At 54.1% G+C, this 11,878-nt stretch carries 12 protein-coding genes; 6 read left to right on the top strand and 6 right to left on the bottom strand.

What is annotated here, in order from left to right; all coding sequences use genetic code 11:
- Positions 1-144 precede the first annotated feature (144 nt).
- The 4 genes from ACZ5PT_RS04710 to ACZ5PT_RS04695 are packed head-to-tail and all read right to left on the bottom strand — an operon-like array spanning position 145 to position 5,367.
- Positions 145-336 (bottom strand): YgaP family membrane protein, encoded by a 192-nt coding sequence (locus ACZ5PT_RS04710; protein ID WP_464265655.1) that lies wholly within the window; start codon positions 334-336, stop codon positions 145-147.
- Positions 337-364: 28 nt separating this feature from the next.
- Positions 365-1,639 carry a hypothetical protein gene (locus tag ACZ5PT_RS04705; protein WP_464265654.1) on the bottom strand — a complete coding sequence of 425 codons (1,275 nt, stop codon included), beginning with the start codon at positions 1,637-1,639 and terminating at the stop codon, positions 365-367.
- Positions 1,640-1,648: 9 nt separating this feature from the next.
- Positions 1,649-2,422, bottom strand: coding sequence for an outer membrane lipoprotein-sorting protein (locus ACZ5PT_RS04700; RefSeq protein WP_464265653.1), 774 nt, complete (start codon positions 2,420-2,422; stop codon positions 1,649-1,651).
- Positions 2,419-5,367, bottom strand: a complete 2,949-nt coding sequence (locus ACZ5PT_RS04695; RefSeq protein WP_464265652.1) for an efflux RND transporter permease subunit — start codon at positions 5,365-5,367, stop codon at positions 2,419-2,421. Before ACZ5PT_RS04695 ends, ACZ5PT_RS04700 begins: the two co-directional genes overlap by 4 nt.
- Positions 5,368-5,551: 184 nt before the next feature.
- Between ACZ5PT_RS04695 and ACZ5PT_RS04690 the strand changes: the two genes are divergently transcribed.
- The 5 genes from ACZ5PT_RS04690 (at position 5,552) to ACZ5PT_RS04670 (ending at position 10,237) form a co-directional block, all read left to right on the top strand.
- Positions 5,552-6,583 carry a TRAP transporter substrate-binding protein gene (locus ACZ5PT_RS04690; protein ID WP_464265651.1) on the top strand — a complete coding sequence of 344 codons (1,032 nt, stop codon included), beginning with the start codon at positions 5,552-5,554 and terminating at the stop codon, positions 6,581-6,583.
- Positions 6,584-6,792: 209 nt separating this feature from the next.
- Positions 6,793-7,833: a TRAP transporter substrate-binding protein gene (locus ACZ5PT_RS04685; protein WP_464265650.1), complete on the top strand. Its 1,041-nt coding sequence runs from the start codon at positions 6,793-6,795 to the stop codon at positions 7,831-7,833.
- Between the two features lie 95 nt (positions 7,834-7,928).
- Positions 7,929-8,438 carry a TRAP transporter small permease gene (locus tag ACZ5PT_RS04680; protein WP_464265649.1) on the top strand — a complete coding sequence of 170 codons (510 nt, stop codon included), beginning with the start codon at positions 7,929-7,931 and terminating at the stop codon, positions 8,436-8,438.
- A 1-nt stretch (position 8,439) separates the two neighbouring features.
- Positions 8,440-9,726: a TRAP transporter large permease gene (locus tag ACZ5PT_RS04675; protein ID WP_464265648.1), complete on the top strand. Its 1,287-nt coding sequence runs from the start codon at positions 8,440-8,442 to the stop codon at positions 9,724-9,726.
- A gap of 85 nt (positions 9,727-9,811) precedes the next feature.
- The gene (locus tag ACZ5PT_RS04670) at positions 9,812-10,237 is read left to right on the top strand and encodes a universal stress protein (protein ID WP_464265647.1); all 426 of its coding nucleotides are present in this window, start codon (positions 9,812-9,814) and stop codon (positions 10,235-10,237) included.
- A 208-nt stretch (positions 10,238-10,445) separates the two neighbouring features.
- Here ACZ5PT_RS04670 and ACZ5PT_RS04665 read toward each other — a convergent pair whose 3' ends face one another.
- Positions 10,446-10,967: a Spy/CpxP family protein refolding chaperone gene (locus tag ACZ5PT_RS04665; RefSeq protein WP_464265646.1), complete on the bottom strand. Its 522-nt coding sequence runs from the start codon at positions 10,965-10,967 to the stop codon at positions 10,446-10,448.
- Positions 10,968-11,117: 150 nt separating this feature from the next.
- Between ACZ5PT_RS04665 and ACZ5PT_RS04660 the strand changes: the two genes are divergently transcribed.
- Positions 11,118-11,483 (top strand): hypothetical protein, encoded by a 366-nt coding sequence (locus ACZ5PT_RS04660; protein ID WP_464265645.1) that lies wholly within the window; start codon positions 11,118-11,120, stop codon positions 11,481-11,483.
- Positions 11,484-11,565: 82 nt separating this feature from the next.
- On the opposite strand, the gene ACZ5PT_RS04655 is transcribed toward ACZ5PT_RS04660, so the two are convergent.
- On the bottom strand, positions 11,566-11,799 hold the full coding sequence (locus ACZ5PT_RS04655) for a hypothetical protein (protein ID WP_464265644.1): 234 nt from the start codon (positions 11,797-11,799) through the stop codon (positions 11,566-11,568).
- Between the last annotated feature and the right edge of the window lie 79 nt (positions 11,800-11,878).

Genomic DNA, 11,878 nt, shown 5'->3' with positions numbered 1-11,878 from the left:
GAGAAGCCGACAGCTTCTCCCCTTTTTTTATTTTCATCCCCAGCATACACCGCTGAGGATGTACCACCCGGCCGACAACTCAATTCGCAGGAGGCGGTTGCGAAAACAGGGCTGGCTTCCGGGGGCACAATCGTGGCTCTTGAGTCAACCCTCTTTAACACCCATTTTTTGCAAAATGGTAATCAGTGGGCACCAATTGGTAAACGCACTCTGGAACAGATTGAGCCCGACAAAGGCGGTAAAATACAGCCAGTAGGGGGAATGCACCTGTGACAGAATGACGCTGAGCATGACAAAAAATCCGGCGACCAGACGTAAATAGCGATTAACCGTCATAAGTTTTCTCCTTCTCTATCCTCTCGGCTCAGAAGCTGTATCTGAGTCCGGCGTAAAGATTGCTGTTGTCTGCCAACTGGCTGAAAAAGGTGTGTGGTTGAACTCCGCCGAAGAGGTTACAGCCAGCGGTTAATAGCCAGTTGTCGTTCAGTTTATATTTCAGATTCGGGCGCAGATAGTAGTCCTCATCTGTCGGGGACCAGTAGCTGAATAAGCTCAAGGTCAGGGTTTGTTGGCGCAACAGTTTGGTCAAGCGCAGCGTCAGCACCTGACGATATTCGTCGCGGGCCGCTTGGCCGCCCGGCAGGGTGGAGAGATAGTTCTCGTAGTCGAGCAGTTGTTCCAGGTAAAATTGACCACTGGCGGTCAATTCCTTGGCCAGTTCTCGTTCGTAGCCGAGCAGGTAACGCATTTCACTGTTTGCTTGCTGCGGGTCGTCGCCGTCGCGATCGGCTCGAGAATCGTAATGGCCGACTTCCAGATTGGCGATCCCTCCCTTAAGCGAACCGCGCAGACTGCCGCCATAGCTGTTCAGCCGGGTTGACGCGGCACGACCACTGGTTGCGTTAAAGCCGAGCGGACTTTTCCAGAAACCACGATAGCCGTACAGCGCCAGCTCTATGCCCTCGATATTTTTCGACAGGCGCAGGGCCAGTTCATAATCCTCAAACCACTGGTCCGGTTGATCGGCATCGATCACTGCATCGCGACCAGCAATCCGCCCGAGCTGCGGATTCCAGTAGGAAATTCGCTGACCGCTTAAGTAGCGATCAGCGTCAAAGCGTGGCGTCAATGCCAGGTCGATCGTCGCCCATTCGGGAAACAGACTGACCAACAGTGCATCGGAGGGTGCCTTTAAATACTCTTCATCGCGGCCGATAAAAAAGGCTTGCCAGTCTTTCGGGAACAGGTCGTTGATAAACAGCAGGTCTCCGGTCCCCCAGGTGAGAATCTGGCGGCCGATTTTGACATCCATGCTGTAGCTTGGCGAGAAGACCAGGTTGGCCTCGCGCAGGTCGAAAATCCCCGCGCCGGTTTCCAGATCGATAGCTTCGCCGGCGGTAATCTCATCAGCGATCAGATCGCCGCGCAGTTGTAGGTTGACGGCCTCGAACTGGTGGCCGTAATCGAGCTGCAGGCGGCCTTCGAGCAGGCTGCTGTCACGCTGGGTCGGATCTTCCTGCAAGCGGCTGCCGCCGCGCAGGTCGAGAAAACCGTGCAGCTCGGTTGTTTCGAGGAAATCGAAGCAAAAGCCCTGAGTCGGGAGCAGCAGCAGGCTGAAAAGCAGCAGGCGGAAAAACATCGGCGTCCCCTACTTACCGACTTCGCGCGGTGGTCGGCGCAGGAAACGTTCGGTAAAGATGCGCGGGTTGAGGCCGTTGTCGTAGCTGATATTGGTGAACTGATTGAGGGTGCTGGTGCCGGCGCGCAGATCACTGGCCTTGGCCTCGACCACGGTCGGATGGCCATCGACGACTTCCACTTGCAACGCTTCCACCTGTCGGTAGGCTTGTCCTTGCCGATCGTAGTAAATCGCCTTGAGGGGTAGATAATTCTGTTTGTCGATCCACACCTGATACCAGGCAAATTCAACGGAATCGACGTCTTTTGGTTCGCTGCGCAGCACATAGGCGCTGTCGGTTTCTTCGATCAGTTGATGATTGTCTTCTTCGGTGCCGCGACCGGAAACATCCTCGTAGAAAAAGTCGGAGCCGACAAAACTGGTCCGTTTGTCGCCGGGTGCGATCCGTTTTTTCAGATTTAAGGCCGGCAGCCAGAGCCAGCGGTCATCATCGCGGCTGCTGTTTTTCCACACCAGAAAAGCCATCTTGCGCACATCCGCCGGGGCTTTGAAGTAGACATAGAATTTTTGGTCGTCCCCCTGGTCAGTCAACCGCAGCATGGTGAACTGGCGGCTGCGGGTGCTGCCGTTGGGGGCGCTGATGGTCATGGTGATGTCGGCTCGACCGTCTTTTCCGGCGTAATAGGAGGCCTGATTAGCGCGTGCCACAATTTCCTCGGCACTTGGCGCGGCCATGACCAGGGCGGGCAGCAGGATGAATATTGATAGCAGTAGTTTCTTCATTTTTTAATCTCCTTATGGAGCTTATTTTCCAGTAGTCGCTGCGCCAGCGGGGTCAGCAGGGCAGAGAGAATAAACAGTGTCGCCAGCCAGCTGATCGCCATGATGGTGGCGAGGAAGAAACCGACCGTGTTGTAAGGCACCAGCGGTGCCAGCAGCAGCGGGGTGAAGCCGACCGAGATAATGATGGCGTTGCGGCTGATGGCCAGGGCCGGTTCCTTGAACATTTCACTGCTGGCCGCTTTCCAGCTACCCAAGGTACGGCTCAGCTCACGCGAGCGCTGCAGGAAGTGGATCGCGAAGTCGACGCTCAGGCCGAGGGTCAGGGCCGAGAGAATCGCCACCGGCATGTCGTAGTCTTTGCCGACCCAGCCGATCAGCCCGTAGATCAGGGTGATGGTGAAAGAGAGTGGCACCATCGCCAGCACGCCGAACCAGAAGGAGCGAAACAGGACGATCATCATCAATAGCACGACGGCAAAGCTGCTGATCAGGGAGGCGAGCATGCCGCTGACCATCTTCTCCTGCCAGACGACGTTGATGTAGGTGAGTCCCGCCCATTTGGCTTGTAACTCCAGTGGTGGCGGATTGTCCGTCAGGTATTTTTCGACCAGTGTCACTACCTGTTCCATGTCGCGATTGTCGCCGCTGGTCAATTGCACCCAGAGATTGGCATGCTGGTAATCGCGCGTCACCAGATGGAAGAGGCTGTCTTTTTTCTTCATCCCTTCCAGCTGGGTAAATACCTGGCCGACGCCAGCGGCAGTAGTTGGCACCGAAAAGTTTTGCTGGTTTTGTGCTGCTGTGGCACTGGCGTTGTATTGCAGCTCATAGCTGGCTTTCTGCAGGGCATCAACCAGGCTGGAGCTTTTGCCGATCACCGGGTTATCGAGCAGGGCGATTTGGAAGTCAGCCAGCCAGTTGAGCAGGGCCGGATTTTTAAAGGCCGCTGCCGACAGCTCTGCCTGGCTGGACTCAACCAGTTGGACGAAACTTAGGGCTGCCTGCTGATCAGCAATTAGCAAGGCCTGGTCGAGAAGATTATCGCCTTGCAGCTCGGCAGGCAGTTGTTGCAGCAGGTCGTCAACCAGTTGCCAGTTGATGCCGTCAATGGCATCCAGGGTCGTGCGCAGCTTGTTACTGTTGAGCCCCGCGGGATCGAGATAGGCGAGTTCATCGGCCAGTGTCATCCAGCCGCTGTTGCTGTTGCGATCGTATTCGGTCGCCAGTTGCTGTAATTGTTGTAAGGTTTCTTCAGCGGCTGCTGTGGGGCTCAGCTGTCGCAGCGCTTCGAGAAACAGCAGGTTGGTGGCAGAAAAGCCGGTGTCTTCACGGTTGCTCAGACGGTTGGCAACCGCTGAGATCAGGCTTTGGCTGTCAACTTGGGGCGTTTCCGCTTGCAGCGACAGGTAGGCGGTGTAGGTGCCGCCGAAGTGTTTGTTCAGTAGCTTGTCGGCGATGCGGATCTGGTGCTTTTCTCCAAACCACTTGACGGGATTATCATTAACGGTGATGCGGGTGATGCCGACAATTGCCAGAATCAGCAGCAGCATGCTGGTCAGCAGGATCGCTTTCCAGCGGCGGTGACTGAAATTGCCGAGGCGACTTAAGGCCTGCACCAGTTTCGATCCGGAGTGCTCAATGTGCCCGGCTTCCGCCACCTTGTCGAGAGTACGCTGGGGGACGAAAATCATGATGTACGCCGGGACCAGCGTCATGGTCAGCAGCCAGGCGAGAAAAACGCCGAAGGCGACATGCAGACCGAACACTTTCACTGGCGGAATCGGCGTGAAGGCCAGTGAAGCGAAGCCGGCCATGGTGGTCAGGGTGGTATAGAGCATCGGCAGAAACAGGTGGCCGATGACATGGCGCAGGGTGGCGACCCGTTCCTTGTACTTGGGATAACTGTCGTGGAATTCGCTGAGAATATGCACCGCGTCAGCCACCGCGATCGGCATCAGGAAAATGGCGATCATCGAGCTCATGATGTGCACATCGTAGCCGAGTCCGATCAGCATTCCCATGGTGCAGATTACGCTGCCCATCGCCACCAGTAGCGGCGCGACGATGAGTGAAAAGCGACGGAAAAAGAACATCAGCAAGACGAAAATAGCCAACATCGCCATCGGTGCCGAAGTGGCCATTTGCACCAGCATCTCAACGCCGAAGGTGTCTTCAGCGACCGGCAGCCCGGTGATATGCACCTGATCTTCGGCGGGCCAGTCGGCGGTCAGTGCGGTGACCAGTGAAGCGACATTGTGGCTGTAGGTTTTATCGCGGATCGGCAGATAGAGGGCGATCGCCTTGCCGTCTTCAGCCGCCAGGGTGCCGCGGTAGAGGGGATTGTTCAGCGCCAGGTCGCGAACTTTATGCGCTTCGGCGGTGGAGATCGGGGCTTGCTCCATCAGGTATTCGAGGCGCAGCGCGCCCTGTTCCGCTTGTTGCAGGCTGTCGACCAGACTGGGACTGATGATCTCCTGGGCGATGATGGCGCTTTGCCCCTGTTCATCAAACAGTCGGTTCGGATCATGCTGGAAGGCGACATTCAGTCCCCGCCGGACGGCCGATTCCGGGTTGAGATCGAGGGTTCGCAGCGGGTCGCTCAGTTTGTCGCCGCTGACCACCTGCGGCAGACCGTTATCAGCCTGCTGCAGTGAGTAGAGCTGTTGACTCAGTTGGTGCAACCGCTGCAATGTAGCAACATTGAAAACCCCATCGGCATGTTGTTCGTTGATCACACCAACGATGACAAAGTCGTAGAGGGCGAAAGTTTCTTTGACCTGATGATGGAAGAGGCGCACCGGTTCGTCGGCGGCCAGCATATTTTCCGGGTCGTTGTCAAAATGAACCTTGGAGAACTGGCTGGCAAACAGAGCGGTGATGATCAGGGTAAGCAGCAGTATCAGGCGTGGAAAGCGGATACTGAAGTTTGAGAGCCAGAGCTTCATGGGACGTGTCCTCCAAAGATACATATCAAAAGCAATATATATGAATCAGAAATGCAGTCAAGGGGAATCAGACACCCCTTCAATTAATTACCATAACCAGTTCCATAGTCCAGCCTTTTATGAGAGAATGCCGGCTGTGTTTTGGTGATACCATATTTTCTTTAACTGTGGAGGAACAAATACTATGAGTCGATTGTTATCTTCTTTGCTGCTGGGGATGTTGCTGCTGTTGCCGCTGACAGCCTTTTCCGCCGACCCTTTGGCGGCTTGGCAGCCGGGATTTGACCCCAGTGGTGCCGAATTTACCTACTTGCTTTCCACTGTCGCTCACCCGGCCATTGAGGGTGGAACCGTTGGTTACCGCATCCGCGACCGGGTCTGGAAAGAGTCGAACGGCCGCCTGTTTGTCGACTATCGACCAATCTCCCAGCTTGGTGGTGAAAAGGACGTGTTGCGCAAACTGCAGATGGGCGCAGTACAGGGAATGCTCTGTTCTTCGGTCTTGGCGCCGAATGTCTCGCCGCGTTTGGGAATCGTCAATCTGCCGTTTTTGATCGATAGTTTCGCCAAGCTGGAAAAGTTTCGTAACAATGCGGAGCTGTTTCGCGAGTTTGGCCTCGATGCCGATAAAAAAGGCATTATGGTTTCCGATTTTACCGGTTATGGCAGCTATGGTTGGGCGACTAAAACCCCGGTGACGACCCTCGAAGAAGCCAAAGGTCAGGTGTTTCGCATTGCCCAGGCACCGGTCAATGTTGATCTGTATAAGGCCTGGGGTGTTCAATTTACCGTCATGCCTTGGCCGGATGTTCCCCAGGCACTGTCGACTGGCGTCATCAGCGGTCTTGATCACACGCCGATTGTGTGCAATATCACCAAGAAATTTACCGTTGCCAAGGCTTTCACCAGTCTTGATTATGCTCAAGGGCTCTATGTCCACCTGATGAACAAGCGTTGGTTCAACGGTTTGCCTGAGGATCTGCAGCTAATCTTAAGCACCGCGATCAGCGAAGAGAGTGCCAAGGTTCGAGCTTTGACGGAAAAGCAGCAATTTGATCAGATTGCAATAGCCAAGACCAACGGCGTCGTTTTCAATGACCTGTCGGCGGCAGAAAAAGCCCGTCTGGTTGATTTGGCCGAGCCGGTGGTACAGAAGTGGGGAGAGAAGATCGGTCTTGATTATTTGGCCAAGGTTCGGATGGCGTTGAAAAACTGATCATTTCTCTGCAATCCTTTTAAGCTGATGACGAGCCGGAGTGTTAATTCACTGCGGCTCGTTTTGTTTTGCCGTCATTTCTTTGTGCTTGACCAGAATCGACAGGTAGCGCTATCTTCAATGTCTAAGTTGCTGATTTTGCGTATAATTAACTTTTGTTTGTGTAAACCAAACGACGTTTGTTCATACCGCTCTTTGGAGGTCTTTCGATGAAGAAATTACTGGTTATTGTTTTGTTGCTGGCGCTGAGTCTGCCCGCTGCTGTTGTGGCTGCAGAAAAGAAGAAAGATCCACTGGCGGCCTGGAAGACGCAGTTCGATCCGAGTAGTGCCAAATACACCTATATTCTATCCAATGTCTCCCACCCGGTTATTGAAGGTGTCGCCGCCGGTTATCGGATTCGTGACAAGGTGTGGAAAGAGACCAATGGGCAGATTTATGTCGACTTTCGCCCCTTAAGCCAACTAGGTGGCGAAAAAGACGTGATCAGTAAGCTGAAGCTCGGTGCCATTCAGGGCATGATGAGTTCTTCGGTCGCCGCTGCCAATGTGGCCGATCGTCTTGGTATCGTCAACCTGCCCTATATTGTCGATACCTTCGATAAACTCGATACCTTCCGCAACGACCCGGAGCTCTGGACGCCGTTTGCCGAAGGCGGTCTCTCCAAAGGGATTCTGGTTGCTGACGTGACCGGTTACGGTCCTTATGGCTGGGCGACCACCTCACCGGTTAAGACCCTTGCCGACGCCAAAGGGATCAATTTCCGCATCGCTCAGGCACCGGTTAACACCGATTCGTACAAGGCCTGGGGTCTGAAATTCACCGTTATGCCTTGGCCGGATGTCCCCCAAGCGTTGCAGACCGGGGTTATTTCCGGTCTCGATCACACTGCGATTGTATGTAACATCACCAAGAAATTCACCATCGCCAAATCTTTTACCGAATTGAACTATGCGCAGGGCTTGTTCGTGCATCTGGTTAACAAGCGCTGGCTGGACAAGTTGCCGGAAGATCTGCGTGCCACCTTCCTGGCGGTGATTGCCGAAGAGAGTGCTGCCACTCGCGTCGCCACCCGTGTCCAGCATGACGTTCAAGTGGCTAAGGCGAAGGAGGCCGGAGTCGAGTTTATTCAGCTTTCCGCCGATGAGCTTGCCACGCTGAAAAAGCAGGCTGAGCCGGTGCTGCAAGACTGGAGTCCAAAGATCGGTGCTGATTATCTGGCCAAGGTTCGGGCAAAGCTTGGCAGCTGATCGCTAAAGCTGTATAATCGGTCCGTTTTCTACGGGGCTGGGGAGAACTCCTCGGTCCCGTTTTTGTTTTTTGCCGGACTGGAAGAGAAGTAAGCATGCTAAAAAAAACCTTCAAATCGATCGACCGTGGTTTCCTCTTTGTTGAGGATTGGTCGCTATTTATTGCTGTCTGCGTCGCGCTGATCACGGCAATGGCCAATGTAGTGCTGCGTAAAGCAACCGATAACGTCAGTCTTTACTGGTCGGACGAGGTGGTTCGCAAGGTGATCTTCTTTTCCACTTATATCGGTTGCGTGGCTGCCGTGCGCAGTCGTGCACTGATCAGGATCGATGCTCTACCGCAGATCTTTCCGGTGCTGAAAAAACCGTTGACGCTCTTTTCTCATCTGGCGGTATTGGTTTTTTCCGGCATTATGATTAATCTCGGCTGGCAGATGACGATGATGATGTTCGAGGACGAATACGCCAAAACCACGACCCTGCAGATTCCGGAATGGTACTTCTACGCCGTCCTGCCGATCATGGGTGGGATGATGTTTATCCGCACGCTGATCGTCATGGTCGAGGATTGGCGCGGCAAGCAAGACATCACGGGGGGCAATTAAGATGGAAAGCAGTTACCTGCTGATTCTCGCCATCCTGCTTGGTTGCCTGGCAAGCACCGTCCCGGTTTTTATGGCGTTGTTTTTCACCGGTACCTTTGGCCTGGTTTACCTGCTCGGCATCGATCCACAGATCGTCATCGAGGTCCTTTATCGGAGCATGGATAAATTCGCTCTGATTGTTGTGATGTTCTTTGTCCTTTGCGGCAATATTATGACGACCGGCTCGATCGTCGAAAAGCTGATCAAGGCGGCCAATGTGTTGGTTGGATGCCTCCCCGGTGGCCTGGCGATGGCCGGAATCCTGGCCTGTGGTTTCTTTGGTGCCATCTCCGGATCAACCGTTGCTACCGTCGTCGCTATCGGTGGCTTCATGATTCCGGCCCTGATCGAAAACGGCTACGAAGAGCGTTTCTCGGTCGGCATTATGACCACCGCGCCGATCCTTGGCGTCATTATTCCACCGTCGATTGCCATGATCCTTTACGCCATGGTCAGCAACGATCCCCTCGAAGCGCTATTCTTGACCGGCTTTATTCCCGGTGCCATGATCATGGTCGCCATGAGCCTCTATGCCTACTTCGTGTGTAAAAAGCAGGGCATAAAAACCATGAAACGGCCGACCGGCAAGGAAGCCTTTGCGGTCATCAAGGAAAGCGCCTGGGCCCTTTTTCTGCCGGTGCTGATCTTTGGTGGCATCTACTCAGGGATGTTCACCGCCAATGAAGCGGCCGTGGTCGCCTGTTTCTACGCCTTTTTTGTCGAAATCTGCATTCACCGCGATATGAAGCTGCAGCAGATCAAGAAGGTGGTGGTCTCTTCGGCGGTCACTTCGGCTACGCTGCTGATTATCGTCGCCGGTGCTTCGGTCTTTGGCGAGTATCTGACCTTCGAGCAGATTCCGGCCAAGATCGCCAACGCGGTGGTCGACAGTATCTCCTCCCCGTGGGTGTTTCTGCTTTCGGTCAATGTTCTGCTGTTGATCATCGGCATGTTCATGGACATCATCTCGGCGACCCTGATCCTGACGCCGATTTTTCTGCCACTGTTGTCCAAGTTCGGCATCGACACCATGCACTTCGGCCTGCTGATGACCATCAATCTGGGGATCGGCTACTGCACTCCGCCCCTGGGGGTCAGTCTCTACATCTCCGGGGCGGTGGCAAATCGGGGCCTGCTCTATGTGTCGCGGGCGGTGACGCCGTTTTTGTTGATTCAGATTGCTATACTGTTGGTATTGACCTTCTGGCCGGATCTCGTTCTGCTGTTACCACGCTGGGTTTACGGTTAACAGCGGCGCAAACAGATTCATCGGGGGAATCATCTTTGTCGGGCCGCACCGATGAGTCGTCCCCGTTTCATCACGGAGAAATGTTATGAACCCGAAAATTCTGATACCGATTGACGATTCCGCTACCTCGCAGAAGACCATCGAGTCAGTCATCGAGCAGAAACAGCGCTTTCCGCAGAAGCTGACCCTGTTGCACGTGGTCAACGATCAACTGGCCTACCGAATGATTCCCGATTTCCAGGTCGATATGGTGCGCGAGAATGCTGGCAAGGCCGGCCAGTTGCAACTGGAAAAGATGGCGGAACAGTTGCAATCAGCCGGATTTGAAACCGAATTACGGCTCGAATTTGGCGCGCCGCGGCGGGTGATTCCACGGATTGCCAATGATGAGGGATTTCAGTTGCTGGTCATCGGTCGGCATGCCGGAAGTGGCGAGATTCGCGACGTGCTGTTCGGCTCGGTGGCGAACTATGTCCTGCACAACGTCCAGTGCCCCGTTTTATTGTTTTAGGGCCGGCGGATAAACGCTCATCTGCGGCGTTATGCTCAATCCTCGCCGCTCGACGTAGCGCTGCTACGCCTCACGGCTGCGGGATCGCAGGCCTTGCAGTTGAACATTTCTCCACCGGCCTGGCGACTTTGGTGGTTAGTAAGCTAAAAAAGCGAGCCTCTCATTTTGAGGGCTCGCTTTTTTAAATGACGACTGAGCTTTCTGTGTTTTAGAAATTAAAACCTTGTCCGCCGTGCCGGCCTCCGTGACGACCTTTACCTTCTCCGCGCAGCGACATCAGTTTGTTGGCTTTTTCCTGTTGTTCGGGGGTCAGAATGGCGAAAATCTGTTGCTTGATTTTGGCCTTCTCGACCATCCGGTCAGTTTTCAGCTGGGCCTGTTTTTCTGCCAGGCTACGAAATTCTGCTTCGTTGAAATCGTCAGCACGCATTTTGTCTCGCAACTCCTGTTGCCCGGCGCGCATCTGCTCACGCGTGGCCGAGTTCTGCTCGTACTGCGTCTGATACAAGGCTTCGATCTGCTGCTGCTGGTCGTCGCTCAGGTCGAGCACTTCACTCATCATATCGAGGCGGTGTTCCATCCGTTCTTCATGCTGCTCAGCGGACATCGCCTGCTTTTTACCGCCACAGTTGCCGGGGCCATCACCCCAGGATTTCGCTGTCGCCAAAGTTGCGCCGCCGGTGACCAGGGCTCCAATCAAGAGGGCCGGAATAATGATTTGTTTTTTCATGGCATTTCTCCTTTTATCTGTCGTGAGTTGCATCTCTGTGTTGCTTTTCGATGATTCAACTATAGAGAAAAGAATCTAAAGAGTGGGTTAAGAGCTGTGCGGCTTGTGTAAAGTTTTGTAAACTGTAGGATCAAAAAAAGGAGAAAAGCGATGTTGCCGGAAAACCCCTTTGAACGTTGGCGTTTACTGCCCCTCAATCAGATCGCCGCTCTCAAACTCAAGGAGGCGGGCGAGAATGTTGCCACCGACAGCTTGCCGGCATTCCAGTTGATGCTCTGGGGGCTGGTCAATGGCGTCACACCGACTCATCGGCGGACCGCACAGGAGTTGTTGCGCCTGCAGTATCAGGATCCGGCCGAAGCCTTTACCTATTTAACCAGCGATATTCCCGGTGGGTTGCATGAATTACAGCGTAAGCTGCTCGTGTTGTCGCCTAAAGACGCTGCCGCGGAGTTGATGGAAACCCTCGATATGCGCCTTAAAGCCGACCCGCGCAATCCTTATCCGCAGCGTTGACTTGATGTTTTTGTTCTGTGTTGCAGAGTAAGGCGGGGGGGCTTTTGATGAGAAACGCCCCGTTGTCGCGGGGCGTTGGTGGTTAAAAACCTTTAGTGACGGTTATTTTCTGTTTTGACAGTCCCGGCCGGCGTTTCTGGTCTTCGTTTAGAATGGCTTCGGCCAGTTGCACCCATTCCTCCCAGGAGCCTTCGGCGGAAAGCTTTTCATTGGTTGGCGACCAGCCGATATACCAGTTTTCGCGCGGATCGCCGCTGATCACCAGTCGATTTCCGCCAACCTGATCCGCTTTTTCCGTCTCGCAGATATTTAACATGTTTATCAACCCTCCCCGGTTGCACTTGTCGGGACTCTATAAAAGATCATTTAATTGAGTCTTATTGCACCTCTATACT

Source organism: Desulfuromusa ferrireducens, assembly GCF_055389805.1.
This window is presented reverse-complemented; position numbering and strand designations above follow the sequence as displayed.

Excerpts from the sequence above, each read along its gene's own strand:
- ACZ5PT_RS04710 (WP_464265655.1), bottom strand. The coding sequence starts at position 336 with ATGACGGTTAATCGCTATTTACGTCTGGTCGCCGGATTTTTTGTCATG.
- ACZ5PT_RS04705 (WP_464265654.1), bottom strand. The coding sequence starts at position 1,639 with ATGTTTTTCCGCCTGCTGCTTTTCAGCCTGCTGCTGCTCCCGACTCAG.
- ACZ5PT_RS04700 (WP_464265653.1), bottom strand. The coding sequence starts at position 2,422 with ATGAAGAAACTACTGCTATCAATATTCATCCTGCTGCCCGCCCTGGTC.
- ACZ5PT_RS04695 (WP_464265652.1), bottom strand. The coding sequence starts at position 5,367 with ATGAAGCTCTGGCTCTCAAACTTCAGTATCCGCTTTCCACGCCTGATA.
- ACZ5PT_RS04690 (WP_464265651.1), top strand. The coding sequence starts at position 5,552 with ATGAGTCGATTGTTATCTTCTTTGCTGCTGGGGATGTTGCTGCTGTTG.
- ACZ5PT_RS04685 (WP_464265650.1), top strand. The coding sequence starts at position 6,793 with ATGAAGAAATTACTGGTTATTGTTTTGTTGCTGGCGCTGAGTCTGCCC.
- ACZ5PT_RS04680 (WP_464265649.1), top strand. The coding sequence starts at position 7,929 with ATGCTAAAAAAAACCTTCAAATCGATCGACCGTGGTTTCCTCTTTGTT.
- ACZ5PT_RS04675 (WP_464265648.1), top strand. The coding sequence starts at position 8,440 with ATGGAAAGCAGTTACCTGCTGATTCTCGCCATCCTGCTTGGTTGCCTG.
- ACZ5PT_RS04670 (WP_464265647.1), top strand. The coding sequence starts at position 9,812 with ATGAACCCGAAAATTCTGATACCGATTGACGATTCCGCTACCTCGCAG.
- ACZ5PT_RS04665 (WP_464265646.1), bottom strand. The coding sequence starts at position 10,967 with ATGAAAAAACAAATCATTATTCCGGCCCTCTTGATTGGAGCCCTGGTC.
- ACZ5PT_RS04660 (WP_464265645.1), top strand. The coding sequence starts at position 11,118 with ATGTTGCCGGAAAACCCCTTTGAACGTTGGCGTTTACTGCCCCTCAAT.
- ACZ5PT_RS04655 (WP_464265644.1), bottom strand. The coding sequence starts at position 11,799 with ATGTTAAATATCTGCGAGACGGAAAAAGCGGATCAGGTTGGCGGAAAT.